Genomic DNA, 25408 nt, shown 5'->3' on the forward strand with positions numbered 1-25408 from the left:
TCGAGTCTACGAACGGTTCCTGAGAGGCGCCCCAGCTTCATGCAGGTGGGTGAGCGCCTGCCGGTAGGACTCGACGAGGCTCGTCTGCAGGTAGGGGACGCCCAGCTCGGCGCAGTAGGCCTCGACGATCGGCTGCGCCCGCCGCAGGTGCGGCGACGGCATGCTCGGGAACAGGTGGTGCTCGATCTGGTAGTTGAGGCCGCCGAGGGCGACGTCGGTGACGAGGCCGCCGCGGACGTTGCGGGAGGTCAGGACATGCTTGCGGAGGAAGTCGAGCTCGGGGCGCCCGGTCAGCGTCGGCATGCCCTTGTGGTTGGGCGCGAAGATCGATCCCATGTAGACACCCCAGAGTCCTTGGTGGACGGCGAAGAACAGCAGCGCCATACCGGGGGAGAGCACGGTGAACAAGGCGGTGAGGTAGCCGACGACGTGGACGGCGAGCAGCGCGGCTTCGACACCGCGGCGGCGCAGGCCCGGCTTGCGCACCGCGCGGATCCCGGACCAGTGCAGGTTCAGGCCTTCGAGCGTCAGCAGCGGGAAGAACAGGAAGGCCTGGTACCGCCCGACGAACTTCGCGACGCCGCTCGCGGTGCGGGCCTGGTCCTTCGACCACACGAGGATGTCGGGATCGACGTCCGGGTCGAGCTCCTCGTGGTTGGGGTTGGCGTGGTGGCGGGTGTGCTTGTCCATCCACCAGCCGTAGCTCATCCCGATCCCGAGATTGCCGGCGAGCATCCCGGCGATCTCGGTGGGCCGCCGGCGCCGGAACACCTGCTTGTGCGCGAGGTCGTGCGAGAGCAGGGCGATCTGCGCGAACATGACGGCCTGGAACGCGGCGACGGCCAGCTGCCACCACGAGTTCCCGAGCAGCGCGAAGGCGACCCAGCCCCCGGCGAACAGCCCGCCGACGACGGCGAACCGGGCGGTGTAGTACCCGGGCCGCCGCACCATCAGGCCGGCGGCGGAGATGCGGTGGCTCAGCCGGGCGAAGTCACTGCCGGTGCTGATCTCTGTCGTGGTCACGCACCCGAGTCTTCGCGGTAGGGGACCGCGCCGGAACCCGGACCGCACCAGGCAATTTGCGGGGGCCCGCCCTACCACGGCTTCTGGTATGGGCCCCGCCGGTCGTGAGTGGCAGTTCGGGTTCTAACCCGAATTGCCACTCACGAGGCGTCAGCCGACGTACTCCGCGAGGTGCTCGCCGGTCAGTGTCTTCTTGCGCGCCTTGACCAGCTCCGCCGGCGTTCCCTCGAACACCACCCGGCCGCCGTCGTGGCCCGCGCCCGGGCCCAGGTCGATGATCCAGTCCGCGTGGGCCATCACCGCCTGGTGGTGCTCGATGACGATCACCGACTTGCCGTCCTCCACCAGCCGGTCCAGCAGGCCCAGCAGCTGCTCCACGTCGGCCAGGTGCAGGCCCGCCGTCGGCTCGTCGAGGACGTACACCCCGCCCTTCTCCGCCATGTGCGTCGCCAGCTTGATGCGCTGCCGCTCGCCGCCCGACAACGTCGTGAGCGGCTGGCCCAGCGTCAGGTACCCCAGGCCGACGTCGGACAGGTGCGTCAGGATCTTGTGCGCCGCCGGCAATGCGGCGTCACCGGAAGCGAAGAACTCCGTCGCCGAAGCCACCGACATCCCCAGCACCTCGCTGATGTCCCGGCCGCCGAACGTGTACTCGAGCACCTCGGCGTTGAAGCGCTTGCCCTCGCACACCTCGCACGGCGTGGCCGTGCCCGCCATGATCCCGAGGTCGGTGTAGATGACACCCGCGCCGTTGCAGTTCGGGCACGCGCCCTCGGAGTTCGCGCTGAACAGCGCCGGCTTGACGCCGTTGGCCTTGGCGAACGCCTTGCGGATCGGCTCCAGCAACCCCGTGTACGTCGCCGGGTTGCTGCGGCGCGAACCGCGGATCCCGGTCTGGTCGACCGTCACCACGCCCTCGCCGCCGGACAGCGAGCCGTGGATCAGCGAGCTCTTGCCCGAGCCCGCCACCCCGGTCACGACCACCAGCACGCCGAGCGGGATATCGACGTCGACGTCCTTGAGGTTGTGCGTCGATGCTCCGCGCACCTCCAGGAATCCGGACGGCGAACGCACCGACGACTTCAGCGCCGCCCGGTCGTCCAGGTGCCGCCCGGTCAGCGTCCTGCTCTTGCGCAGCCCGGCCACCGTGCCCTCGAAGACGACTTCGCCGCCGCCGGAGCCGGCGCCCGGGCCTAGGTCGACGACGTGGTCGGCGATCGCGATCGCCTCCGGCTTGTGCTCGACGACCAGCACCGTGTTGCCCTTGTCCCGCAGCTGCAGCAGCAGGTCGTTCATGCGCCGGATGTCGTGCGGGTGCAGGCCGATCGTCGGCTCGTCGAAGACGTAGGTGACGTCGGTGAGCGACGACCCCAGGTGCCGGATCATCTTGGTGCGCTGGGCTTCCCCGCCCGACAGCGTCCCGGATGGACGGTCGAGCGAGAGGTAGCCGAGCCCGATCTCGACGAACGAGTCCAGCGTGCGCCGCAACGCTTCCAGCAACGGCGCGACCGACGGCTCGGCCAGTTTTCCCACCCACGCGGCGAGGTCGCTGATCTGCATCGCGCACGCGTCGGCGATGCTGATCCCGTCGATCTTCGACGACCGGGCCTCGTCGGACAGCCGCGTGCCGGCGCAGTCCGGGCACGTCGTGAACGTGACGGCCCGCTCGACGAACGCGCGGATGTGTGGCTGCGTCGCGTCGACGTCCTTGGACAGGAAGGACTTCTGGATCGCCGGCACCAGCCCCGAGTAAGTCAGGTTGATGCCCTCGACCTTGATCTTGGTCGGTTCCTTGTACACCAGGTCGTTGAACTGCTTCTTGGTGTACTTCTTGATCGGCTTGTCCGGGTCGAAGAAGCCGGAGCCGCGAAAGATGCGGCCGTACCAGCCTTCCATGCTGTAGCCCGGGATCGTGATCGCGCCGTCGTTGAGCGACTTGTTCTCGTCGAACAAGGCGGTGAGGTCGATGTCGTTGACCTTGCCGCGGCCCTCGCAGCGCGGGCACATGCCGCCGGTGATGCTGAAGCTGCGCCGTTCCTTGATCTGCCGCCCGGCCTTCTCGATGGTGACCGCGCCGGCGCCGCTGATCGAGGCGACGTTGAACGAAAACGCCTGCGGCGAACCGATGTGCGGCGTCCCGAGCCGGCTGAACAGGATGCGCAGCATCGCGTTGGCGTCGGTCGCGGTCCCCACGGTGGAGTGCGGGTTGGCGCCCATCCGCTCCTGGTCGACGATGATCGCGGTGGTGATCCCGTCGAGCACGTCGACGTCGGGCCGGGCCAGCGTCGGCATGAACCCCTGCACGAAGGTGCTGTAGGTCTCGTTGATCAGCCGCTGCGACTCCGCGGCGATCGTGCTGAACACCAAGGAGCTCTTGCCGGAGCCGGAAACCCCGGTGAACACCGTCAGCCGTCTTTTCGGCAGCTCGACGCTCACGTCCTTGAGGTTGTTCACGCGCGCGCCGTGGACGCGGATCAGGCCGTGGCTGTCGGCGACGTGCTTGGTCATCGGGGCTCCAGGACTCGGTCGAAGGCGGGGGTGCGGACGGCCCGCTGGTAGGCGTGGGGGGACTGCCCGTAGGCGAGCCGGAACCGGTGGGTCAGGTGCTCGGTCGTCATCCCGGCGTCGCGGGCGAGCGCATCGAGGTCGACGGTCCCCTCACGGCCGATGCGGTCGCGAACGCGGCGCAGCAGCACCAGTTCGCGGAAGTGCTCACGGGCGGCGGCGGTCAGGCCGAGACACATGTCGATTCCCTTTCTCGGGTGAGCACGGCGCGGGCCGCGATCGGGAGCAGCAGCAACGTCAGCACGCCCGACAGCACGAGCCCGCCGGTGCTGCCGGCCAGTTCGATCAGCGGGCCGCCGAGGGCCAGGCCCAGGGGAGCGGCCACCGTGGCTCCGGTCGTCCACAGCGTCACGACCTGCTGCTGTTCGCCGGGGGCGAGCCCCGACTGCAAGAAGCTGTAGGCGACCGGCGTGAACGGCGCGTACACCAGGCCGCCCAGGGCGAAGACGACCAGCGCGAGCGTGAGGTTGCCGGTGAACGCGAGCGCGATCGGGCACAGCGCCCACAGGCCGATGATCGCGACCAGCAGCGGCCGTTGCGGCAGGTTCCGGAGCCGGCTGACCAGCGCGGCGCCGACGAACGCGCCGACCCCGAGCGCGCCCCACAGCAGCCCCAGACCGGACGCGCCCGCGTGTAGCGTCCCGCTCACGTACAGCGGGAGGGCCACTTCGATGGGCATGTACAGGAAGTTGAAGAAGAACTCGACGACCAGCAGCCGCGCGGCCACCGGGCGCCGCCGCAGGATCCGCCAGCCGGACGTCTTCGGCTCGCGCAGGGCGTCCGGGCCTTCGGCCGCGCGCGGCACGAACACCGCCGTGGCCGCGAGCAGGACCAGCGCGCCGGCCGCGTCGAAGAAGAGCGCGTAGCCCGCGCCGGCCGTCGCCACGACGAGCCCGCCCAGCACCGGCCCGGCGATGTAGAGGGCGAACGTGGTGTTCAGCCCGAGCAGGCCGTTGACCGAGAACCGCCCGGCCTCGCCCGCCGCGGACGTCGCCAGGAGCCGGCGGCTGCTCGACCCGGCGAGCCGGAACGTCGCACCGAAGAGCAGCCCGAGGATCAGGACGGGCAGCGTGAGCCGCCCGATGACGGCCAGGACGCCGAGCGCGGCGAAGGTGAGCGACCGCAGGACGCAGTCGACGACCAGCAGGGTGCGCGGCGGGACGCGCACGCGGCCCAGCCCGATGGCCAGCGCGAGGACGGTCGACAGCACGAACGGCGCGGCCTCCACCAGCCCGATCGCGATCGCCTTCGGGACGCCGCCGTGCAGCGACAGCGTTTGCACGGGCATCGCGACGATGATCATCCCGGTGCCGACGTTGGCCAGCAGGTCCCCCAGCAGCAGCCCGGCCACGCGCCGGTCCCGCAGGACCTGGCGGTAGGACCGGGCCGCGACCTCGGTCAGCGCAGCTCCTGGATGCGCAGGAGGTTGCCGGCGGGGTCGCGGAAGGAGCAGTCGCGGACGCCGTAGGGCTGTTCGACCGGCTCCTGGACGACCTCGGCGTTGCCCGCTTCGAGCTTCGCGAACAGCGTGTCGAGGTCCTTGGTGGCGAGGTTGATGCCGGCGTAGGTGCCCTTGGCCATCATCTCGTTGATGGTGCGGCGCTCGTCGTCGGTGAGGCCGGGCGTCGCGGTCGCCGGCGCCAGCACGATCGCGGTGTCGGGCTGGTTCGGCGGACCGACGGTGATCCACGCCATGTCGCCGTACTTGACGTTCATCCGGACCTCGAAGCCGAGCAGGTCGCGGTAGAAGGCGAGCGAGGCTTCCGGGTCGGTGTGGGGGAGGAAGCTCGAGTGAATGGTGACGTCCATGGTCGTCACCCTAGGTGGCCGCGGAAGGCCGCGCTTCTCGATTCCTGATCGGTCTGGTGACCTGTTTGGCCACGCACGGCGGCATGCCGAGGGTGGCCTGGGCCTGCTCTTCGCGGTAGACGCTCGGCGGCACGCCGACCAGCTCGGCGAACCGGGTGCTGAAGGTGCCCAGCGACGAGAAGCCGACGGTGAAGCAGACCTCGGTGACGCTCAGCTCGCCCTTGCGCAGCAGCGCCATCGCGCGTTCGATCCGCCGCGTCATGAGGTAGGAATACGGTGACTCTCCGTAGGCCTTGCGGAACTGGCGGCTGAGGTGCCCGGCGGACATGCCGGCGCCCTTGGCGAGCGCCTCGACGTCGAGGGGCTGGGCGTACTCCCGGTCGATCCGGTCCTTGACGCGACGCAGCAGCGCGAGGTCGCGCAGGTACGGCTCGGAGGCGGAAGTGCTGCTCACGGGGCCAATCGTGCCACACGCGACGGCCCCGGCGGGACGCTTCGGCAAGAGCGCCCCAATGTGGCCTTCGGTGCTCCACCGATGCCCCCACCGCCACCCTCAACGGAGGCGCTTCGCGCCGCAGTGCTTATTCAACGCACCCAATGTGGCCTTCGGTGCGGGAGACGCAACCAAGGCCACATTGGGGCGCTCGGGTCAGCGGAGGGCGGTGCGGAGCGTGTCGCGCAGCCAGCGTTGGGCCGGGTCCGCGTCCAGGCGGGCGTGCCAGAACAGGCCCACCGCCACCTCCGGCAGCTCCGCCGGGATCGGGAACCAGCGCAGGCCCAGCGCCGGGCCGTGCTGCTCGGCCAGCCGCTCGGGGACCAGCCCGACGTGCGCGCTCGACGCCACCAGCAGCAGCGCCAGCGCCGACGTCGGGACCACCGCCGCCACGTGACGCCGCAGGCCCGCCGCCGCCAGGACGTCGTCCAATGGCCCGCGGGCCCGGCCGCGGCGGGACGCCGACACGTGCGGGTGGCGGCACAGCTGCGCCAGCGTCGGGCGGCGGCCGCGGCCCAGCGGGCTGTCCGCGCGGACGATGCCGACCAGCCGTTCGCGGTACAGCACCGCCGTCCGGATGTCCGGCGACGGGGCGTCGCCCGCGCCGATGTCGAGGTCGACCGAGCCGTCGCGCAGCGCCTCCGTGCTTTCCGCGCCCTCCGCGACGAACCGCAGCGTGACGCCCGGGGCCACCGCCGCCGTCGCCTCGACCGCCGCCGTCGCCAGGGTCGCCGCGACGCCGTCGTTGATGCGGATCGTGAACGTGCGTTCCAGGCCGGCGACCGAGAAGTCCACGTTGACCAGCGCCGCCGCCTCCTCCAGCAGCGATCGCACCCGGGGTGCCGTGCGGAGCGCGAACGGCGTCGGCGCCATCCCGCGCCCGGCGCGCACCAGGATCGGGTCGCCCATCGCCCGCCGCAGCCGGCCCAGCGCGCGGCTCGCCGCCGGGATGGACAGGTGCAGGCGCTCGGCCGCCGCCGTCACGCTGCCCTCGCGCAGCAGCGCGTCGAACACCCGCAGCAGGTTCAGGTCCAGCTGGTCCGCCATGGTTGCAGCGTACGCAAACCATCCTTGTCGAAGTTGCGTGGCACGACACACGAGCCGCTCCATACCGTCGGCCCCATGCACCTCAAGCAACGAACCGGCGGCCTGCTGACGCTGATGTGCGCCTGCGTCGCGCTCGTCGTCGGCATGGTCGCGGCGGTCAACCTCGCCGTCCCGATGCTCGCCGCGAGCGGGCTGCACCCGTCGGCGGCGACGCTGGTCTGGATCGTCGACACCTACGTGATCGTGTTCGCCTGCCTGGTGATCCCCGGCGGCGCCGCGGGCGACCGGTACGGCCGCAAAGGTGTCCTGCTCGCCGGGCTCGGGCTGTTCGCCGCCGGTGCGCTGCTGTCGGCGCTGGCCCCGGACGTCGTCCTGCTGCTCGCCGGCCGCGCGCTCACCGGCGTCGGGGCCGCCGCGGTCCTGCCCAATTCGCTGGCCGTCCTGCTGCACGCCGTCCCGCCGGAGAAGAAGCCCGCGACCATCGCCACCTGGGCGTCCATGACCGGCATCGGCGGTGTCCTCGGCAACGTCGGGGGTGGACTCGTCCTCTCGACCGGGTCCTGGCGCTGGCTGTTCGCCGCCGCCGTGCCGATCGCGCTCGCCGAAGCCGCGCTGGTGGCGCGGACCGCCCCGGTGTCGTCGCGCCACGACCGCCGGCTCGACCCCCTCGCCGCGTTGCTGCTCGTCGGTGCGTCGGTCGCCTTGCTCGTCGGGATCGTCCAGGGCCCGGAAGCGGGGTGGGGGAGCGCGGTCGTCGTGACCGGGTTCGCCGGCGCCGCCGTGCTGTTCACGGCCTGGACGCTGCGGGAACTGAAGGCCGAACACCCGCTGCTGGATCCGCGGCTGTTCCGGATCCCGGGCCTGCGCAGCGCCTGCCTCGGCATGACGACGGTCTTCTTCGGCATGTTCGCGCTGTTCTACGTCAACGCGTCGTTCCTGCAGTACGCCAAGGGGTTCGGCGTGCTGGGCACCGGTCTGGGCATCGTCCCGCTGACCGTCCCGATCATCCTGGGCGGCCGGCACGTCGGCCGGCTGACCCGGCGCATCGGCTTCGACGCCACGGTCGCGCTCGCCTTCGCGTTCGTCGGCGGTGGCCTGCTCGGGCTGTCCACAAGCGACGCCTCGACGCCGTACGCGGCCTATGCCGGGTGGCTCGTGGTGACCGGGATCGGCGTGACGCTGGCGCTGCCGACGTTGTCGGGAGTCATCACCGGGTCGCTGCCGCCCGAGCAGGCGGGTGTCGGCACCGGGCTGCAGGCCACCACCCGCGAGTTCGGCAGCGCGCTCGGCGTCGCCGTCATCGGCACGGTCATGTCGGCGACGAGCCGCGGAGGTGACGTCGTCACGGCGTTCGTCGCAGGCGCGGACACCGGGTTGCGCGTGGCCGGCGGGGTGGTCCTGGTGCTCGGCGCGCTGGTCGTGGGGGAGTCCTGGCGGCGGACGAGGTGAAGGCCGTCTCGCGGGCTCCCGTTTCCCTCGAGACGGCCTTCGCCGGTGCAACCCCGAACCCGACTTTTCCGACCGTGCCGGTCTTCCCGGCGGCATACCCTTCCCCCGGGAAGGCCGGCACGGACGTGCACGCCGTGGCGGTGCGAACCACCGCGGCGCTCGACCCCGGGCCCCCGCCCGGTGCGCCGGAAGAAGGCCACCCCGGGGGCGTCGGGTTCCCTCGGGATGGCCCTCTCCTGGCCCGCCGGACGCTTGACACGCAGAACGCGAGGCGGGCAGGGGGACGTTGGGGCCGATCACCACACCGCCCAGCCGCGGAGGGGGCGTGGTGACCGGCGAGGGGACGATGGCCGCCGCGCGCAGCCACGTCCCGGCTTTCTCTACCTCCCCATCGGGATGGCCATGGTCGGCAGCGCCGCCCCGGGCTGGGCGGCGAACGCCGTGGTCGGCGGGGCCGCCAGCGCGGGGAACGCCGTCGTCGGGATGTTGTTGGCGAACTCGCTTTCGAACTCGCGCTCGAAGGCCTGCTGGTCGAAGCCGCTGTCGACCTCCGTCGGCACGTCGGCCGCCAGCGCGGCGAGCGCCGGCTCGACGACCGGGACCTCGGGCACCTCCGCGACGGGCGCGGGCTCCGGCTCGGGCACGTAGTCGGGGGCGGGCAGCCGGCGGTCGAGCTCGGCCATCCAGTCGAGCATCGCCCGCGGCCGGTCCCACGACGAGATGCCGACGAGCTGGCCGTCGCGGACGAAGCCGGTGATGCCGTCGGCCAGCGTGACCGTGTCCTCGGCCAGCGAAGGCATCCCGCACATCTGCAGCCGCGTGTCGTACAGCGTCGACCAGGCCCGGGGGAGCGGGGTGAACGGCTTCGCGCTGGACTGGCCCATCAGCAGGTTGTCCGCCGCGTGCCGGGCCGATTCGACGGCGTTGATCCAGTGCTCGACCCGCCGCGGGGTCTCGTCGAACCGCAGGTTCGGCCAGCGCGCGATGTCGCCGGCGATGACGACGTCGGACGCGCCCTCGGCGAACAGCTTCGCGTCGCAGAGCACGCCGTCGCTGATGTCGAGGCCGGAGCCGCGCATCCAGTCGACCGACGGGACGCTGCCGATGGCGAGCACGACGACGCTGGCGACCAGCAGCTGGTTGTTCGTCAGGTGCAGCCCGACGGTGTCCTTCGTGCTGATCCAGTGCCGCACTTCGCTCTTCATCGCCAGCTTCGCGCGGTGCTCGTGGTGCGCTTCGACGATGCCGCTGGAGACGCGGTCGCCGAAGCGGTGCAGCGGCGCCTTCGCGTGGCCGATCAGGGTGACGTCCCGGCCGATGTGCCGCATGCTCGCGGCGAACTCGTTGCCGATCAGGCCGGCCCCGATCACGACGGCGGGCTTCTTGCTGGCGTTGAGGCAGCGCCGCACGGCCATCGAATCCTCGACCGTGCGCAGGATCCGCACGCGCGGGTCGTGCCGCGGCGACCCGGGCAGGTGCCGCGGGTAGACGCCGGTCGCGGCGATCAGGCCGTCGTACCAGAGGGACTCGCCGCCGGGCAGGTGCACGACCCGCTCGGTGGTGTCCAGGTGCGTGACGCGCGCGCCGAGGCGCCAGTGCACGTCGAGGTCCGGCAGGTAGTGGTCGAGCCCGACGTCGCTGGGGCGTTCGGTGCCCATCACCAGTGCCTTGGAGACCATCGGCCGGTGGTAGGGCCGCCGCGCTTCGTCGCCGATGAGAACGATCTCGCCGTCGAACTTCTGCTCGCGCAGCCGTTCCGCGGCACGCAGCCCGGCGACACCCGCGCCGACGATGACGATCCGGTCGCCGTCAGCCATCGAGCTCTCCTCTCATCACGACCGCCTGCATCGGGCAGCAGCGGGCCGCCATCTTCGCCTGTTCAATCGTGGTCTCGTCCAGCAGCCGCGTGTGGAAGCGCAGGCGGCCGTCCTGGCCGAGGTCGAACACGTCCGGCGCCTCCATGGCGCAGATGCCGTAGAGCTCGCACCGGTCGTTGTCGACGCTGATCCGGGGGCCGCCCCCGGGCAAACGGAAGGGCATGTCAGGCCACCTGCTCTTCCACGAGCCCGATGCGCTCCAGGGTCCGCGCGGGCATGAACCGCAGCAGCGACGTCGTGACCGCCGGGACGAGCAGCGTGATGCCGCCCAGCCAGACGACCGCGAGGTGGCCGTTGGCGATCGAGCCGAACCACGCGTGCAGCGCGGTCAGCGCGACGGCCGGGTAGGCGCAGCGGTGCAGCCACAGCCAGCGGCGGTAGGAGGTGAACCGCTGCAGGCCGGCGGTCAGCGCGATGGCGAGCATGACCTCGAAGCCGACGATGCCGATGCTGTGCCGGGTCTCCTGGCCCGACAGGAAGGGGAGGAACAGGTACTGCAGGCTGTAGGGCTGGATCGTCAGGTAAAAGAAGCCCAGCGCGTGGATGCCGCCGAAGATCAGCGTGCCGGTGGCCAGCACCATGTGCGAGCTGCGCAGCGCCTTGCGGCCGGTGACCGAGCGCACCCAGCCGGTGGCGGTCAGCACGCCCCAGGTGAGCGTCAGCATCATCGCCGCGTAGGACGCCCGGGCGGCGAAAGCCGCGAGGCCGCGGGCCGCCGGGTCGGTCTTCGGCTGGAACTGCTGGGTGAGGAAGATCGTCGCGTCGTGCCAGGTCTCAACCATGGGTGCCCCCGGTTCTGACGGTGGCCGGCCGGCGGGACGCCCGGGCGCGGCCGCGGTTGCCCTTGATCTGGCGCAGCACGTAGAAGAGGCCGCCGCCGACCAGCAGGAACAGGGCTCCCACCACGGCGATCTGCGACGGGTCGAGGCCGAGCGGCTGCCCGACGGGCGCGGCCGTGGTCGAGACGGCCGGTGTCGGCAGCGCGGTGTAGTCGACCATGCCGCTGCTTTCGAGCATCGTCATGTGCCGCAACACGGCCTGGTTCCCGACGGTCGCGAACGCCCGCACGTCGTCGTTGCGGGTACCGGCCCGCAGCTGCGCGAGGACGGCGAACACCTGGCCGTGCGCCGCACGCAGCCGGTTGGCGAAGACGCTGTCGAACGACGCCCCGGGAGGCGCCGCCATCTCTTCGGCCAGCCAGCCCATCTGTTCGGCCGAGGGCTGGTCGGGGACCGGCGAGTTCAGCTTCTGCGACAGCGCGCGCGTGGCGACGTCGAGCCGGCCGTGGTCCATCATGATCGCGAAGCCGATGGCCTGGACCTTCGGGCTGCCCTTCTGCATCGCCATCATGCCCGAGGGCATCTCCCACAGGCCCGCCTGGCGGACCTTGTTCAGCAGCACCGCGTCGGTGTCGGACACCGCGGTGGTCTGGGCGATCGAGGCCGGGGACACCGACGCGAGCAGCGTCAGCACCGCGACCAGCACGAACAGGATCCGGACCAGCGGGCGCGAACGCTCGAGCGAGGACGGCGGAGCGAGCTCCAGCCCCGCGAGCTCAGAGGCCGAAAGCATTTTCCCTCCACTCATCCTGGGTCATCGTGATCTTCTTGCCGTCCGGCGCGATCGGGTACCACGCCTGGTCAGCGCCCTGGCCCGACGTGTCGGCGGGTTCGCTGTCGCCGGTGAAGTGGTACAGCGGCCAGCCGGCGAGGGTGGCCTGCTGGGTGCCGTCGTCGCGGGTGATCTGGCCGATCAGCGACCGGTCGACGTCGATCGGCGCGGGGCCGCCGGCCCGGACCGGGATCCACTTGGTCGCGCACGCGTCGTTGCAGTTCGAGCGGGACGGGTCGGTCGAATCGCGGTCGTAGCGGTAGATCGTGTAGCCGGTCCCGTCGACGAGCAGCAGGCCGAGGTCGAACGTCTTCGCGGCCCTGAGCTGGCTCTTCATCGGGTCGTTCGGGTTGGCCGTGATCGGTTGCGGCATCGCGATCGTCATCGGGACCTGCTGCTGCATACCGGGCATCTGCATCCCGGCGCCGCCACCGGCGGCATAGCCGCCCGAGGTGGTGGCCGCGCCGGCGGTGCAGGCGGTGAGCAGGGCGAGTGCGGTGAGGCACACGGCGGCGGGGACCACCGTACGGGGAATGCGTATCACTGCTCCTCCGAGGGCATGACTACGCGCAGTAGCCTGGGGTGAGGCGGAAATGCGCGCGAAGGATCCACAGTGGACATTCGGTCCGGAGTGGATGCGGAGCGTTGCGGGGGACAACGCCTTGTCGGGGTCTTCGGTAGGGGATACGGACACGGTCCGGAAACGGTTCAAAAAAGTTTCGGGACCGTTTGGTACTGGACGTAGGCCCTTCGGAGCACCAGGATGTCCCGCGTGGGACGGCACACCCGAGCGCTGAGACCCGTTCAAGATCAGGAAGTCGTTGTCGAGCACAACGACGCCTCCGACGACTTGGCGAAGGCGCTCTACCAGGAGTTCGGCGGGTCCCTCATGGCGTTCGCGCTGCGGCTGACCGGCCACGACCGGCAGTGGGCCGAAGACGTCGTGCAGGAGACCCTGATCAAGGCGTGGCGGAACGCGGACAAGCTCGACCGCCAGCCGGAGATGCTGCGCGCGTGGCTGTTCACCGTCGCCCGGCGGACCGTCATCGACGGCTGGCGCAGCCGCAGTGTCCGGCCCCAGGAGCTCGAGGAGATCGAGTCCGACGCGATCGCGGTGTCCGACGAATCGGACCGGACGCTCGCCGCGATGATCGTTTACGAGGCGCTGCAGGGCCTTTCGCCCGAGCAGCGGGAAGCCATCCAGCAGACCTACCTGCGCGATCGCACCGTCAACGAGGTCGCGGCGACCCTCGGCGTGCCCCCGGGCACCATCAAGTCCCGCATCCACCACGCCGTCCGCGCCCTGCGCCGGGCCCTGCGGGAGCGGGGGTGAACTGAGGGTGGCCGGGTCCGCACACACCGACGTCGCCGCGTACGTGCTCGGCGTCCTCAGCGAGGCCGAGAGCACCCAGTTCGAAGCCCACCTGATGAACTGCCCGCACTGCCAGCTCGACCTGATCGAGCTCTACCAGCTGCCGGACGTCCTCGACCTGGTCAAGCGCAGCTGGCCGGAGCCGCCGATGCCGGCGCCCAGCCCGCGCACCCTTGCGCCCGGGCCCCGCGTGCTGCGCGGCCTGATGGAAGAGGCCGCCGTCAAGCGCCGCCGCCGCAAGCGGATCGGCCTGCTCGCCGGCGCCGCGGCCGCCGCCGCCGTCATCGCCGGCCCGCTGGTGACCCTCGCGGTCCAGCCGGCCGACGCCGTCCCGCCCGCGTCCCTCGCCGCGCCGACCGGCAAGCAGCCCCCGCCCCTGACGAGCGTCCTGGCGACGTCCGTGCCGCCACCGTCCACCGGTGCGCCGGGCCAGCCCGGCGGCGGCCAGACCTACGGCCGCGGCAGCGGCGGGTCGGCCGTGAGCGCCGTCGTCACGGTGTCCCCGGTGGAGTGGGGCAGCCGCGTCGACCTCGAGCTGCGCGGGATCGTCGGACCGCTCAAGTGCCAGCTGGTCGCCATCTCGACGACCGGCGACGACCGCGTCGTGTCCGGCTGGTCGGTGCCGCCCAAGGGGTTCGGCATCCCGGGCTCGCCGGACCCGTTGCGGCTGCAGGGTTCCACCTCGCTGGCGGTCGAGCAGATCAGCCGGTTCGAGGTCCGCGGCGACGACGGCACGGTGCTCGTCGTCGTGCAGCGCTGACTCCTCTTTCTCCCTCTGGTCTGAACCACGTCGGCGTGCGCGCCGCGGTTCACCACTCTCTTTTTCCGGTCGTATCGCTTTGACCTGCGTCAATGGTGCGCGGTTGCGTTCCGCTAGATAACGAACAGATAACGGGCTGGTCGCTTTTGAACCTCGCCGCGTCGGCGTCCGTATCCCCCAATGCATCCCCCGATGCATCCCGACAGCCGGAACCACAAGCATCCCCGCGGGTTCCGTGCGATCTCGACCGCAAACCAACGGTAGTTCTTGCCCGGGCACCGCGGTAATCGGCGTGCCCGGAATAACGAACGAGGTGAACTAGTCTATGGCCCGGAATTCTCGGTCCCCCGTGACGGGCAAGCATCGCGTCGCCCGCCGTACCAAGATCGCCATGGGCGCGATCGGCCTGGCGATCGCCGTCGGCGCACTCGCCGTCGCGGTCACCGCGGGCCGCACGGGCGAGGCCAGCGCGGACCCCGCGGACCCGTCGTTCTTCATCGACATCAACAAGGTTCCCGCCGGCAACAACGTCAACGCGGCCTTGCAGAAGAAGGGCGCGCAGGGTTCCTTCACCGTCGACTGTGGAACGAACGCGGACGGCGCGCACCACAACCCGGACAACTTCATCGCGCAGCCCGGGATCAAGAACGGCGCCCAGCACCTGCACGACTACGTCGGCAACAAGACCACCGACGCCGACTCGAGCCTCAAGAGCCTGCTCGCCGGCGGCACCACCTGCAAGAACGGTGACAAGTCGGCCTACTTCTGGCCCGTGATCCGCATCGACCGCGAGGACAACGCGGCCAACGAGAGCGAAAACCAGCAGGCCCAGCAGAAGCAGCAGGGCAAGACCGGCGACGTCCAGCAGGACCAGAGCGCCCAGGACGCCCAAGACGCGCAGGACGCCGGGCAGGGCCAGGACCAGGACGCCCAGAACCAGGACGGCCAGGACCAGAACGCGCAGGACCAGCAGGACCAGAACGCGCAGGACCAGAACGGGCAGCAGCAGAAGAAGGGCAACACCGGGGGCGGCGCGGGCCGCGGCGGTGACCAGAACGCCCAGCAGCAGAACGGCCAGGACCAGAACGCCCAGCAGCAGGACGGTCAGAACCAGCAGGACCAGCGGCAGAACCAGGACCGCCGGCGCGGCGGCCAGAACAACGGTGGCAAGAACAACGGCGGCCAGAACGGTGGCCAGAACCAGAGCAGCTCGGCCGCCGCACCGCCGGCCGAAGAGCTCGGCGGCCCGGAGGGCGAGAACGAAGAAGTCGGAGACAACGACGGCGAGATCATCGAACCGGAGTCCGCGACGCTGAAGTTCATCGGCGGCGGCGCGCGCAACGTCGTCGCGATGCCGCTCGGCCTGAAGATCCTCTACGGTGACGCCAAGCAGAGCACCAACGGCCCGGCCAACGCCCGGCCGAGCTGGACCTGCACCGGGTTCGAGGACCGGCTGACCGACCTCTACCCGATCTGCCCGGCCGGCAGCAAGGTCGAGCGCATCCACGCCTTCCCGAACTGCTGGGACGGCAAGAACACCGACAGCGCCAACCACCGCACGCACATCGTGTTCGCGAACCAGCAGGGCAAGTGCCCGCAGGGCTTCAAGAACGTGCCGCAGCTGCAGGTGACGCTGGTCTACGACGTCCCGCAGGACGTCCAGCAGAAGGGTCAGTACAAAGTGGACGCCTTCGCCCAGGAGAAGCACAACCCGCGGTCCGACCACGACGACTTCGCGAACGTGATGAACCGCAAGATCATGGGCCGCCTGGTCAACTGCATCAACTCCGGCAAGGCCTGCGCGGAATAGCTCCACCCGTCCGGTCACTCCGCCCCAGGAGGGAGAACGTCCGATGAACCGTGCTCGTCCGGGTGCCGCTGCCGCCGTCGCCGGTGTCGCGCTGGTCGCGGCCTGCGGGACCAACCCGTACGCCACGTCCGGTGTGGTCCAGCCGGCCGCGCAGCAGCAGCTCTCGGCGAGCACGGTCCAGGCCAGTCCCCGGGCCCGGCTGACGACGTCCACAGTGGAGGGTCTCGGCGAGGTCCTCACCGACGCCGCGGGCCACACGCTTTACCGCTACGCCAAGGATTCCGCGAAGCCGTCGCGGACCACCTGCGTCGACGCCTGCGAGCAGGCGTGGCCGCCGCTGGTCTCCGATTCCCCGGCGTCCGGTGTGGACGCTCAGCTCGTCGGCCAGGTCACCCGGCCTGACGGCCGCAAGCAGGTGACCGTCGGCGGCTGGCCGGTGTACACCTACGCCAAGGACACCGCCACCGGCGTCGCGCTCGGCCAGAACGTCAGCGCGGACTGGGCGGCGATCACCCCGGAAGGGGAGAAGGCCGGTAAGGCGACCACCCTCGGCGCCACCGAGATCGACGGCCTCGGCCCGGTCCTGACCGACCAGGCCGGCCGCACGCTTTACCTGTACACCAGGGACGAGCGGGGTTCCGGACAGTCCACCTGCGACGGCACGTGCGCGAAGACGTGGCCGCCGCTGCTGGTGGACGGCCGGATCACCGTCGCCCCGGCGATCGACACGGGCCTGGTCGGCGAGCTCACCCGAGCCGACGGCCGCAAGCAGGTCACGGTCGGCGGCTGGCCGGTGTACACCTACGCCGAAGACGGCGCACCCGGCGAGGCGACCGGCCACGGCGCCGGCGGCACCTGGTACGCCGTGGAACCCAGCGGCTGCAAGGTGGACCCGTCGCGCCGCCCGGCGTCGACGACGACCGGCGGGTACTGACCCGCCCCACGAACCCCGGCCCGGCGGACACTTCCCTCCACCTCACCCCCCCGTCCGCCGGGCCGGTCGCACCACCCAGAAGAACCGCGGGACCCCCGTCCCGCGCCCCGAGCCCCGGCCCGGGTGGACACTTCCCTCCACCTCACCCCCCTAGTCCCTCGGGCCGGGATTCCTCACCCCCATCGATCCGGTTCGCCGGATCAGCGAAGGAGGAAGAAGGCGGGAGCCGTTCCCGCCCCGCGAGTTCCGGCCGGTGGACGTTCTTCCCTCCACCTCACCCCCCGAGTCCACCGAGCCGGAACTCCTCCTCGAACCGACCCACCAGCCGCCAGAGCTTCGCCCTCGATCACGCGGGCCGCGGCTCCGGTCAGGCGAGACCCGCCTGGGACACCGCCCCTCGGTCACCGGGCCGGAACCACCGCCCGAAGCGGAAGCGAACACTTCAGGTGCTTCTGAAGCCGGCGCCCCGAGAGAGCGCAGCCGGCACTCGAAGGCCACTCCTCCACAGTCCCCGGTCCGGTGGATGCTTCCCTCCACCTCACCCCCCTCATCCCCCGGACCGGCCCACGCTGCGGTCCCCGTGCTCCGGCACGGGGACCGCGGCCCAGAAGTCCAGCGGCACCCGGCCCACCCCGCGCCCCGCGTCGTCGAGCAGGCGGCCCATCAGCTTCACGTTCCGCAGGGTCACCGCGCGCGCGACCACCTCCAGCCACGGCAGCTTCGCCGCGAGCACCGCCTCCAGCCCCAGCGTCTCGTGCTGCGAAGGCAGCCACACCACGACCATCAGGTTCGCCGTCCCGGTCAGCGCCGCGCACATCCGCACCTCGGGCAGCATCGCCAGCGACCGCGCGGTCGTCTCCAGCTTGTCCGGCGGCACCCGCAGCCACAGCGTCACCGTGACCGGCGCCGGCGACACCGACCGCGCGATCTCGCACCGGACGCGGATCGCGCCCCGGGCCAGCAAACCGTCCAGGCGGCGCCGGACCGTCGTCGCCCCCACGCCGAGTTCGGCCGCCAAGGAAGCCGCCGACGCCCGGGCGTCCACCCCCAGCGCCAGGACCAGCGCGCGGTCCGCGTCGTCGAACCGCAGTGGCGCGCGGTTCTTCGCCGGCTTGGCCGACAACGCTTCCCGTTGCCCCGGCGAGATCGCGCGCACCCGCCACCGGCTGCCCTCGGTGAACATCCGCGGCGACAGCACCGTCCGCACCCGCGCGACGCCGGGCACCGCCGAGACCCGGTGCAGCACGTGCGCGCCCAGCTCGCGCAGGGTCGGCGCGACGACGTGGGCCAGCAGGTCGCACGGCCCGGCCACGTACTCGACCGTGACCACGTGCGGGTCCGCGGCCAGCGCGTCCGCCACGGCCGGCGCGGTCCCGGGCACGCAGTCGATCTCGACGAACGCCAAGGTCAGCCGCGCGCTCAGCTCGCCGCCGACGTACGCGGTGAGCCACGCGTCACCGCGTTCGACCAGCGTGTCCCAGTGCCGGGCGGCGGTCACCGCGCCGAGGCCGAGCGCGCGGCCGAGCGTCGACCACGACGCCCGCGGCGCCGCCTGCAGCGCGTCGACCAGTTTGAGGTCCTGCTCGGTCAACATGGCGGATTCTTCGGTCATCGGCTCTCGCAGCGGTGGTTTAGGGGAATTTCTGCGGCCATTGTGCTCGACACTTGCATGATCTGCGGATGACCCTGCGCTCCGACGCCGCTGACCTGCTCGACGACCTGGTCGCCCTGCGCCGCGACCTGCACCGCATCCCCGAGATCGGCCTGCACCTCCCGCGTACCCAGGAGCGGGTGCTCACCGCCCTGGACGGCCTGCCGCTCGAACTGAGCCTCGGCAAGAACCTCTCGTCGATCACGGGGGTTCTGCGCGGCGGCAAACCCGGCGGCACCGTCCTGCTCCGCGGCGACATGGACGCGCTGCCGGTGACCGAGAACAGCGGCGAGGAGTTCAGCTCGACCCTCGACGGCGCCATGCACGCCTGCGGCCACGACCTGCACACGGCGGGCCTGGTCGGCGCGGCCCGCCTGCTCGCCGCCCGCCGCGAAGAGCTCGCCGGCGACGTCGTCTTCATGTTCCAGCCCGGCGAAGAGGGCTGGGACGGCGCCGGCCGCATGATCGAGGAAGGCGTGCTGACGGCGTCCGGCAAGCACGTCGACGCCGCTTACGGCCTGCACGTTTCGGCCGCCAGCTACGCGAAGGGCCACTTCGTCGCCCGGCCCGGCACGCTGATGGCGGCCTCGGGCGCCCTCGAGGTCCGGGTCCTCGGCGACGGCGGCCACGGCTCGTCGCCGCACGACGCCCGCGACCCGATCCCCGCGGCCTGCGAGATGGTGACCGCCCTGCAGACGATGGTGACGCGCACCTTCGACGTCTTCGACCCGGTCGTCATCACGGTCGGCTCGTTCCACGCCGGCACCCGGCGCAACATCATCCCGGACGACGCGAAGTTCGAGGCGACGCTGCGGTCGTTCTCGCCGGAGGTCGCGGCGCGGGTGGGGGAGCGCGCGGTCCAGGTGTGCCAGGGCATCGCGCAGGCGCACGGCCTCGACATCGAAGTCACCTACGAGCCGGAGTACCCGGCGACGGTCAACGACGCCGCGGCGTACGACTTCGTCGCCGACACGATCCGTGACGTCTTCGGCGAAGAGCGGTTCACCGAGATGGCCGATCCGATCACCGGCTCGGAGGACTTTTCCCGCGTGCTCGAACGCGTTCCCGGCGCGTACCTGTTCCTCGGCGCCTGCCCGACGGACCCGGAATCCGCGCCGGACAACCATTCGCCGCGCGCCCGGTTCGACGACAGCGTTCTCGGCGACGGCGCCGCGCTGCTGGCCGAGCTCGCCGTCCGCCGCCTCGGGCTCCTGGCCGGGTGACGCCGTGCGCAGCTACCACTGGCCGCCGGTGCTCCCGGTCGTCGCGCTGGTCCTGATGCCGTTCCTGCCGTTCGTCAACACCACCGGGCTGTGGCTCGGGCTGCCGCGGATGATCGTGTGGGGCGCGTTCTGGTGCCTCATGTTCACCCCGGCGCTGCTGCTGTCCGAACGCCTGATGCGCGGACGGGAGGAAGAGCCGTGATCCTCACGTTCACGCTCGCCGGCATCGTCCTGATCGGCGTCCTCGGGTTCCTCGGCCGGCGCAAGCCCGTCGCCGACCTGGCCGAGTGGACCGTCGGCGGCCGCCGCTTCGGCGCGCTCACCATGTGGTTCCTGCAGGCGGGCGAGGTGTTCACCACCTTCACCTTCCTCGGCATGGCCGGCCTCGCGTTCTCCGGCGGCGTCGCGGCGATGTACGCGCTGCCGTACGTGCCGATCGCCTACGTCGTGCTGTTCTTCCTCGCGAAGCGCCTGTGGACGATGGGCAAGGAACGCGGCTACCTCACCCAGGGCGACTTCCTCGAGGACCGCTACTCCAGCCGGGCGCTCGGGACGCTGTCGGCGGTGCTCGGCGTGATCTTCGTGCTGCCGTACCTGCAGCTGCAGATCACCGGGCTGGGCCTGATCGTCCGGCTGGTCACCGGCGACAGCGCGTCCGGCACGCTCAGCATGGTCACCGGCAGCGTGCTGGTGGTCGCGTTCGTGCTGTGGGCGGGGCTGCGCGGCGTCGCGGCGACGTCCTACTTCAAGGACGGCATCATGCTGGTCGCGCTGGTGGTGCTGATCATCGCCGTGCCGACGCACTTCGCCGGCGGCATCGGGGGAGTGTTCCACAAGATCGAGCAGCTGCACCCGGAGAAGCTGATTGTCCACAGTGGAGCGAACGACCACGTGTGGTTCGTGACGAGCATGCTGGTCAGCGCGATCGGCGTCGGGCTGATGACGCTGCCGCACTCGTGGCCGGCGCTGATGTCCGCGCGCGACCCGAAGGTGCTGCGCCGCAACTACACCTGGATGCCGGTGTACGAGCTGTCGCTGTTGCTGCCGATGCTGATCGGGTTCGCGGCGATCATCGTGGTGCCGAAGGGGAGTGACCCGAACGGCGTATTGCTGACGCTGTCGAAGGACGCCTTGCCGCAGTGGGTGACCGGTGTCGTCGTGGTCGCCGCGACGGCCACCGCGATGGTCCCGGCGGCCGGGATCCTGATCGGCATCTCGTCGCTGGTGGCGCGCAACATAGTCCGGGTCCGCAGCGGCCGCAAGCAGTTCTGGATCAACCACGGCACGGTTGTGCTCGCGAGTACTCTTGCCCTCGTGCTCGGCATCTTCCGGCCGGACCTGCTGGCCAACCTGCTGTTGCTCACGTATTCGGGGTCGGTTCAGCTGGCCCCGGCCAACCTGCTGGGCTTCCTGAAGCGCGTGCCGGTCGGCAAGGGCCCGGTGTTCGCCGGGCTGATCGCGGGCGAGCTCGTCGTCATCTGGCTGACCTTTGTGGACACTCACTTCGCCGGCACGGTCAACGTCGGCCTCATCGGGCTCGGCGTCAACGTCGTCGTGCTCGCGCTGGCCGCTCTGGTGCGGCGCCAGGTTTCCCCCAAGGAGGCGGTGTGACTCGCACGGTGTTCACCGGCGGCTCGGTGTTCGACGGCACGGGCGCGGACCCGGCGCCGGCCGACGTCGTGGTCGAGCACGGCCGGATCGTCGACGTCGGCACGGACCTGGACGGCGACGAGGGTGTCGACTGTTCCGGCGCGGTGCTGCTGCCGGGGCTGTTCGACTGCCACGTGCACGTCACGGTGTCGGACATCGGGCTGCTGTCCCGCGTGCAGAAGCCGTTCTCCTACCAGTTCTACGAGGCGGCGCGGAACCTGTGGGCGACGCTCGGGCTGGGCATCACGACGGTTCGCGACGCGTCGGGCGCGGACCTGGGCATCAAGCAGGCGGTCGACGACGGGCTGATCCCGGGGCCGCGGCTGCAGATTTCGATCGGGCTGATCAGCCAGACCGGCGGCCACGGCGACAGCTGGAACCCGTCGAGCATCTGCGTCCCCCTGCTGGTCCCGCACCCGGGCCGCCCGGACGCGACGGCCGACGGCCCCGACGAGATGCGCCGCGTCGCCCGGACGCTGCTGCGCGCGGGCGCGGACGTGCTGAAGGTGTGCACGACGGGCGGGGTGCTGTCCCCGCGCGACGACCCGCGCCACTCGCAGTACACGCCGGAGGAGCTGGAGGTCCTGGTCGCCGAGGCGGCGGCGCAAGGGCGTCCGGTGATGGCGCACGCCCAGGGCGCGGCGGGCATCAAGAACGCGGTCCGGGCGGGGGTGCGCTCGATCGAGCACGGCATCTACCTGGACGACGAGGCGATCGAGCTGATGCTGGGCCACGGGACGTGGCTGGTCCCGACGTTGATCGCGCCGGTGAACGTGGTCCGCGCGGCGGACGCGGGAGTGGATCTGCCTGCCGCGGTGGTGGCCAAGGCCCGGGAAGTCGTCGAGGTGCACCGGGATTCGGTCCGTCGCGCGTACGCGGCGGGGGTCCGGATCGCGATGGGGACGGACAGCGGGGTCGGGCCGCACGGGACGAACCTCGAGGAGCTGGCGCTGATGGCGGCCTGCGGGATGACGCCGGGGGACGTGCTGGAGTCGACCACGTCGTCCGCCGCGCGGCTGATGGGGTTGGACGGCGAGCTGGGGCGGGTCGAGCCCGGGCTGCGGGCGGATCTGGTCGTGGTGGCCGGGGATCCGTATGACTTTCCGGGGTTGGCGGGGAACATCCGGGAGGTCTGGAAGGACGGGGTCCGGGTGGTCTGACGCGCTAGCTGTACTGCCCGGGTGTGGATCACCACCGCCGGTATCACCCCGAAACGCACCCGTCCCTACCGGCCGCAAACCAACGGGAAAGTGGAGCGGTTCAACCGCACCCTGCTCGAGGAATGGGCCTACAGCCAGCTCTACCTCAGCGACACCGACCGACGCCGCGCCCTGCCACACTGGCTGCACACCTACAACCACCACCGCGGACACACCGCACTCGCAGGCCACCCACCCATCAGCCGCGTTCCCAACCTCACCGGTCAGTACAGCTAACGCGGGTCGAGCCGCAGGGTGGTCGCCGCGGCCTCGGGCGTCACCATGGCGTCCGTGCCGCCGGTGTACTTGGTGCGGTAGGCGGTGTCGATGTCCGCGGTGGCCTGAGCGCCGAGGTCTTCGATCGTGACGTCGGTTTCCAGCCCCGGCACGCGGATCCGGCCCCGGCCGGAGCGCACCGCGTCCCCGAACCAGCCGGTGTCCCGCCGGTACCAGGTCCGCACGTACGCCTGCCCGCCGGCGCACACGACCCAGATCGGCGTCCACGGCCGCGAGCTGCCGTCGGCGCGCTCGACGGCGATCTCCAGCTCCTGGGCCGTGTCCAGGAGGACCAGCTCATCCGGTGACCACACGGCGCGTTCCTCCCTCACAGCTCCGGGCTCAGCAGTTCCTTCAGCGCCACCGCGAACTTCGCCGGGTTCCGCTGCGGAGCCAGGTGCGCCCCCGGCATCTCGGTGAACGGCAACCCCAGCTCCAGAGCCAGGATCTTCGCCGGCTGGTAGTGGTACCGCCCCCGACTGCCCTCGCCGGCCACCGGGATGATCTCCGTGCTCGCCTTCCGCAGCGCGCGCAGGTCCGGGAGGTAGTCGAAGAACTCCGTCAGCTCCCGGTCGAACAGCCGGATCCAGTCGGCCTCGTGCGGCAGCCGGAGGTTCGGCAGATCCGGCAGGGCCGCGCCGGCGATCGCGTCCGCGAACCGCGTCACCGCGGTCATCAGCTCGCCCGACCGGGCCAGCCGGACCTGCTCCGCCGCCGCCTCGAGCCACGCGCCCGCGTCCGGCATCAGGTGGACGGCCGGGGGTTCGTGCGCCACCAGCGTCGTCACGCTCGCCGGGTGCCGGGCCACCAGATCGAGGCCGATCAACGCCCCCGCGCTCGTGCCGAACACCGCCGCCGGGCCGACGCCCGTCTGGTCGAGCACCGCCCGCGCGTCGTCGGCCTGGAGCGACACCGGGACGGCGCCCGTCGTCGAGTCCGTGCTGCCGAAGTGACCGCGCCGGTCGTACGTGATCACCGTGTAGTCCGCGTACAGCGGCTTCGCGAGCGCGCGGTACGAGTCACCCGACCCGGTGCCGCCCGCGATGAGCAGCAGCGCCGGACCCTCGCCGCCGCGGCGGACGAGGAGCTCACCGTTCTCCACCGGGCAACGGCTTTCCGAGATCATGCACCGAAGTCAAGCACAACCGCTCCACCCGACGGCGTGGTGGTCGACCCCGGCCGGGGTACGCCTCGGCGCCGGTCTCGCGCCGGTCTCGGCCCGGTTGTCACGACCTGGCAGTACGTGAACGCAGGGCGGCCCGGACCGGCCGGTTTCGCCGAGCTGACCCGTCACCCCGGCGCGGCGGTCGGGGGCTAGAGCCGTTCGATGATCGACGCCGTCGCGAGTGCGCCGCCCGCGCACATCGTCACCAACGCCGTCGATGCGTCTCGGCGCTCCAGCTCGTGCAACGCCGTTGTCAACAGCCTCGCCCCCGTGCTCCCCACCGGGTGGCCCAGCGCGATCGCGCCGCCGTTGACGTTCACCCGCTCCGGATCCGGCGACAGCGTCCGCTGCCACGACAGCGCCACCGAAGCGAACGCCTCGTTGACCTCGAACAGATCCGGGTCGGCGATGGTCATCCCGGCGCGGGCGAGCACCCGCTCGGTCGCGCGGATCGGGCCGTCCAGGTGGTAGTACGGCTCCGCGCCGACCAGTGCCTGCGCCACGATCCGCGCCCGGGGCCGCAGTCCCAGCTCCGACGCCCGCGAAGAGTCCATCAGCAGCAGCGCCGCCGCGCCGTCCGAGATCTGCGACGATGTCCCCGCCGTGTGGATCCCGTCCTCGACCACCGGCTTCAGCCGCGCCAAGCCCTCGACCGTCGTCTCGCGCAAGCCCTGGTCGCGGCCCACCAGCCGCGTTTCGCCGGTGAGCGAACCGTCTCCGGACAACACCGGCGCCTTCACCGGCACCACCTCGCGGTCGAAGTGCCCGGCCTCCCACGCCGCCGCGGCCTTTTGCTGGGACGCGGCGCCGAAGGCGTCGACGTCGGCGCGCGTCAGGCCGCGGCGGGCCGCGATCCGCTCCGCGGCGCCGTACTGGTTGGGCAGGTCGATCGACCACGACGCCGGCCGCGGCGACGCCCCGGCCCGGTTGGCGCCCAGGGGCACCCGGCTCATCGCCTCGACCCCGCACGCGACGCCGGCCTCGATGGCGTCCGCGGCGATCAGCCCCGCGACCAGGTGGGTCGCCTGCTGCGCCGAGCCGCACTGGGCGTCGATCGTCGTCGCGCCCGCCGTCTCCGGGAGGCCCGCGTGCAGCCACGCCGTGCGCGTCACGTTGTTGGACTGCTCGCCCGCCTGCGTGACGCACCCGCCGATCAGCTGCTCGACCAGCGCGGGGTCGATCCCGGCGCGGTCGAGGAGGGCCAGCTGCGCGGCGCCCAGCAGCTCGGCGGCGTGCAGGCCGGCCAGCAGCCCGCCCCGCTTGCCGATCGGGGTCCGCACGGCTTCGACGATGACCGGCACACCCATGTCGTCCCTTTCGCCGGGCAACTCTGTCCTGTAGCCCAAAACTAGAACAAGTTATCGTTTGAAGCAAGCGGCCGCAGGGCTGGCCGGATCTTGATCTACGTCCGGTGAGCGCTCGCTCACCTGGCCTCATCGGTAAAGTTAACGGGTTTCACTAAACGGTCTTCCGCAAGTTAACACCGTATGCTTC

25 protein-coding genes and 1 pseudogene are annotated in these 25408 nt (G+C 71.4%); 10 read left to right on the plus strand and 16 right to left on the minus strand.

From position 1 onward, the window contains the following. Positions 1–6 precede the first annotated feature (6 nt). The 7 genes from BLV96_RS31860 to BLV96_RS31890 all read right to left on the minus strand — a co-directional run bounded on the left by BLV96_RS31860 (position 7) and on the right by BLV96_RS31890 (position 6937). Positions 7–1023: a fatty acid desaturase family protein gene (locus BLV96_RS31860; RefSeq protein ID WP_086675004.1), complete on the minus strand. Its 1017-nt coding sequence runs from the start codon at positions 1021–1023 to the stop codon at positions 7–9. A gap of 150 nt (positions 1024–1173) precedes the next feature. Continuing rightward, positions 1174–3531, minus strand: a complete 2358-nt coding sequence (locus tag BLV96_RS31865) for an ATP-binding cassette domain-containing protein (protein ID WP_086675005.1) — start codon at positions 3529–3531, stop codon at positions 1174–1176. Continuing rightward, positions 3528–3767, minus strand: coding sequence for a helix-turn-helix transcriptional regulator (locus BLV96_RS31870; protein WP_086675006.1), 240 nt, complete (start codon positions 3765–3767; stop codon positions 3528–3530). Before BLV96_RS31870 ends, BLV96_RS31865 begins: the two co-directional genes overlap by 4 nt. Continuing rightward, a complete protein-coding gene (locus BLV96_RS31875; protein ID WP_244180603.1) occupies positions 3752–4939 on the minus strand; it encodes an MFS transporter in 1188 nt (395 codons plus the stop codon). The genes BLV96_RS31870 and BLV96_RS31875 overlap by 16 nt, the downstream gene beginning before the upstream one ends. 47 nt (positions 4940–4986) lie before the next feature. After that, positions 4987–5397 (minus strand): VOC family protein, encoded by a 411-nt coding sequence (locus tag BLV96_RS31880; protein WP_086675019.1) that lies wholly within the window; start codon positions 5395–5397, stop codon positions 4987–4989. Positions 5398–5407: 10 nt separating this feature from the next. Then, positions 5408–5851 carry a helix-turn-helix transcriptional regulator gene (locus tag BLV96_RS31885; protein ID WP_086675007.1) on the minus strand — a complete coding sequence of 148 codons (444 nt, stop codon included), beginning with the start codon at positions 5849–5851 and terminating at the stop codon, positions 5408–5410. Positions 5852–6046: 195 nt separating this feature from the next. After that, positions 6047–6937 (minus strand): LysR family transcriptional regulator, encoded by an 891-nt coding sequence (locus tag BLV96_RS31890; RefSeq protein ID WP_086675008.1) that lies wholly within the window; start codon positions 6935–6937, stop codon positions 6047–6049. 114 nt (positions 6938–7051) lie between these two features. On the opposite strand from BLV96_RS31890, the gene BLV96_RS31895 reads away from it, so the two are divergent. Then, complete coding sequence (locus tag BLV96_RS31895; RefSeq protein ID WP_086675020.1) at positions 7052–8386, plus strand: MFS transporter; 1335 nt, start codon at positions 7052–7054, stop codon at positions 8384–8386. Positions 8387–8766: 380 nt separating this feature from the next. On the opposite strand, the gene BLV96_RS31900 is transcribed toward BLV96_RS31895, so the two are convergent. From BLV96_RS31900 to BLV96_RS31920, 5 genes are read right to left on the minus strand one after another with little or no spacing between them, the layout of a single operon-like run. Continuing rightward, positions 8767–10203: an NAD(P)/FAD-dependent oxidoreductase gene (locus tag BLV96_RS31900; RefSeq protein WP_086675009.1), complete on the minus strand. Its 1437-nt coding sequence runs from the start codon at positions 10201–10203 to the stop codon at positions 8767–8769. Further along, the gene (locus BLV96_RS31905; protein ID WP_086675010.1) at positions 10196–10426 is read right to left on the minus strand and encodes a ferredoxin; all 231 of its coding nucleotides are present in this window, start codon (positions 10424–10426) and stop codon (positions 10196–10198) included. Before BLV96_RS31905 ends, BLV96_RS31900 begins: the two co-directional genes overlap by 8 nt. Before the next feature lies 1 nt (position 10427). Continuing rightward, positions 10428–11045 (minus strand): ferric reductase-like transmembrane domain-containing protein, encoded by a 618-nt coding sequence (locus BLV96_RS31910; protein WP_086675011.1) that lies wholly within the window; start codon positions 11043–11045, stop codon positions 10428–10430. Beyond that, positions 11038–11835 (minus strand): DUF4142 domain-containing protein, encoded by a 798-nt coding sequence (locus tag BLV96_RS31915; RefSeq protein WP_086675012.1) that lies wholly within the window; start codon positions 11833–11835, stop codon positions 11038–11040. Before BLV96_RS31915 ends, BLV96_RS31910 begins: the two co-directional genes overlap by 8 nt. Continuing rightward, positions 11819–12418 (minus strand): hypothetical protein, encoded by a 600-nt coding sequence (locus BLV96_RS31920; RefSeq protein WP_086675013.1) that lies wholly within the window; start codon positions 12416–12418, stop codon positions 11819–11821. The genes BLV96_RS31915 and BLV96_RS31920 overlap by 17 nt, the downstream gene beginning before the upstream one ends. A gap of 228 nt (positions 12419–12646) precedes the next feature. On the opposite strand from BLV96_RS31920, the gene BLV96_RS31925 reads away from it, so the two are divergent. The 4 genes from BLV96_RS31925 (at position 12647) to BLV96_RS31940 (ending at position 16750) form a co-directional block, all read left to right on the plus strand. Beyond that, positions 12647–13207 carry a sigma-70 family RNA polymerase sigma factor gene (locus BLV96_RS31925; protein ID WP_086675014.1) on the plus strand — a complete coding sequence of 187 codons (561 nt, stop codon included), beginning with the start codon at positions 12647–12649 and terminating at the stop codon, positions 13205–13207. Between the two features lie 7 nt (positions 13208–13214). Further along, a complete protein-coding gene (locus tag BLV96_RS31930; RefSeq protein ID WP_086675015.1) occupies positions 13215–14006 on the plus strand; it encodes a zf-HC2 domain-containing protein in 792 nt (263 codons plus the stop codon). A gap of 325 nt (positions 14007–14331) precedes the next feature. Continuing rightward, positions 14332–15816: a DUF1996 domain-containing protein gene (locus tag BLV96_RS31935; protein WP_086675016.1), complete on the plus strand. Its 1485-nt coding sequence runs from the start codon at positions 14332–14334 to the stop codon at positions 15814–15816. 43 nt (positions 15817–15859) lie between these two features. Next, positions 15860–16750 carry an SCO0930 family lipoprotein gene (locus BLV96_RS31940; RefSeq protein ID WP_086675017.1) on the plus strand — a complete coding sequence of 297 codons (891 nt, stop codon included), beginning with the start codon at positions 15860–15862 and terminating at the stop codon, positions 16748–16750. 547 nt (positions 16751–17297) lie between these two features. Here the strand turns inward: BLV96_RS31940 and BLV96_RS31945 are convergent. Next, positions 17298–18362 carry an Lrp/AsnC family transcriptional regulator gene (locus tag BLV96_RS31945; protein ID WP_244180605.1) on the minus strand — a complete coding sequence of 355 codons (1065 nt, stop codon included), beginning with the start codon at positions 18360–18362 and terminating at the stop codon, positions 17298–17300. A gap of 68 nt (positions 18363–18430) precedes the next feature. On the opposite strand from BLV96_RS31945, the gene BLV96_RS31950 reads away from it, so the two are divergent. The 5 genes and pseudogenes from BLV96_RS31950 to BLV96_RS31970 all read left to right on the plus strand — a co-directional run. Further along, complete coding sequence (locus tag BLV96_RS31950) at positions 18431–19624, plus strand: M20 metallopeptidase family protein (protein WP_086670895.1); 1194 nt, start codon at positions 18431–18433, stop codon at positions 19622–19624. A gap of 4 nt (positions 19625–19628) precedes the next feature. Continuing rightward, the gene (locus BLV96_RS31955) at positions 19629–19826 is read left to right on the plus strand and encodes a hypothetical protein (protein ID WP_086670897.1); all 198 of its coding nucleotides are present in this window, start codon (positions 19629–19631) and stop codon (positions 19824–19826) included. Beyond that, complete coding sequence (locus BLV96_RS31960) at positions 19823–21235, plus strand: sodium:solute symporter family protein (protein ID WP_086670898.1); 1413 nt, start codon at positions 19823–19825, stop codon at positions 21233–21235. The genes BLV96_RS31955 and BLV96_RS31960 overlap by 4 nt, the downstream gene beginning before the upstream one ends. Continuing rightward, a complete protein-coding gene (locus BLV96_RS31965; RefSeq protein WP_086670901.1) occupies positions 21232–22434 on the plus strand; it encodes a metal-dependent hydrolase family protein in 1203 nt (400 codons plus the stop codon). Before BLV96_RS31960 ends, BLV96_RS31965 begins: the two co-directional genes overlap by 4 nt. A 42-nt stretch (positions 22435–22476) precedes the next feature. Continuing rightward, positions 22477–22710, plus strand: a pseudogene (locus tag BLV96_RS31970) (integrase core domain-containing protein); the annotation flags it as partial. On the opposite strand, the gene BLV96_RS31975 reads toward BLV96_RS31970, so the two are convergent. The 3 genes from BLV96_RS31975 to BLV96_RS31985 form a co-directional block, all read right to left on the minus strand. Then, complete coding sequence (locus BLV96_RS31975; RefSeq protein WP_086670905.1) at positions 22707–23063, minus strand: DUF2255 family protein; 357 nt, start codon at positions 23061–23063, stop codon at positions 22707–22709. The pseudogene BLV96_RS31970 and the gene BLV96_RS31975 overlap by 4 nt on opposite strands. Before the next feature lie 14 nt (positions 23064–23077). Beyond that, a complete protein-coding gene (locus tag BLV96_RS31980; RefSeq protein ID WP_167379796.1) occupies positions 23078–23875 on the minus strand; it encodes an alpha/beta fold hydrolase in 798 nt (265 codons plus the stop codon). Positions 23876–24063: 188 nt separating this feature from the next. Continuing rightward, positions 24064–25221, minus strand: coding sequence for a steroid 3-ketoacyl-CoA thiolase (locus BLV96_RS31985; protein ID WP_086670909.1), 1158 nt, complete (start codon positions 25219–25221; stop codon positions 24064–24066). Between the last annotated feature and the right edge of the window lie 187 nt (positions 25222–25408).

It is taken from the genome of Amycolatopsis pretoriensis, from assembly GCF_900107925.1.
In the GTDB taxonomy this organism is placed as follows: domain Bacteria; phylum Actinomycetota; class Actinomycetes; order Mycobacteriales; family Pseudonocardiaceae; genus Amycolatopsis; species Amycolatopsis pretoriensis.

Bases quoted from the DNA above. Each gene is read 5' to 3' on its own strand.
- BLV96_RS31905 (WP_086675010.1), bottom strand. From the start codon at position 10,426: ATGCCCTTCCGTTTGCCCGGGGGCGGCCCCCGGATCAGCGTCGACAAC.
- BLV96_RS31935 (WP_086675016.1), top strand. From the start codon at position 14,332: ATGGCCCGGAATTCTCGGTCCCCCGTGACGGGCAAGCATCGCGTCGCC.
- BLV96_RS31985 (WP_086670909.1), bottom strand. From the start codon at position 25,221: ATGGGTGTGCCGGTCATCGTCGAAGCCGTGCGGACCCCGATCGGCAAG.
- BLV96_RS31980 (WP_167379796.1), bottom strand. From the start codon at position 23,875: ATGATCTCGGAAAGCCGTTGCCCGGTGGAGAACGGTGAGCTCCTCGTC.
- BLV96_RS31940 (WP_086675017.1), top strand. From the start codon at position 15,860: ATGAACCGTGCTCGTCCGGGTGCCGCTGCCGCCGTCGCCGGTGTCGCG.
- BLV96_RS31890 (WP_086675008.1), bottom strand. From the start codon at position 6,937: ATGGCGGACCAGCTGGACCTGAACCTGCTGCGGGTGTTCGACGCGCTG.
- BLV96_RS31870 (WP_086675006.1), bottom strand. From the start codon at position 3,767: ATGTGTCTCGGCCTGACCGCCGCCGCCCGTGAGCACTTCCGCGAACTG.
- BLV96_RS31910 (WP_086675011.1), bottom strand. From the start codon at position 11,045: ATGGTTGAGACCTGGCACGACGCGACGATCTTCCTCACCCAGCAGTTC.
- BLV96_RS31915 (WP_086675012.1), bottom strand. From the start codon at position 11,835: ATGCTTTCGGCCTCTGAGCTCGCGGGGCTGGAGCTCGCTCCGCCGTCC.
- BLV96_RS31865 (WP_086675005.1), bottom strand. From the start codon at position 3,531: ATGACCAAGCACGTCGCCGACAGCCACGGCCTGATCCGCGTCCACGGC.
- BLV96_RS31895 (WP_086675020.1), top strand. From the start codon at position 7,052: ATGTGCGCCTGCGTCGCGCTCGTCGTCGGCATGGTCGCGGCGGTCAAC.
- BLV96_RS31880 (WP_086675019.1), bottom strand. From the start codon at position 5,397: ATGGACGTCACCATTCACTCGAGCTTCCTCCCCCACACCGACCCGGAA.
- BLV96_RS31900 (WP_086675009.1), bottom strand. From the start codon at position 10,203: ATGGCTGACGGCGACCGGATCGTCATCGTCGGCGCGGGTGTCGCCGGG.
- BLV96_RS31945 (WP_244180605.1), bottom strand. From the start codon at position 18,362: ATGACCGAAGAATCCGCCATGTTGACCGAGCAGGACCTCAAACTGGTC.
- BLV96_RS31950 (WP_086670895.1), top strand. From the start codon at position 18,431: ATGACCCTGCGCTCCGACGCCGCTGACCTGCTCGACGACCTGGTCGCC.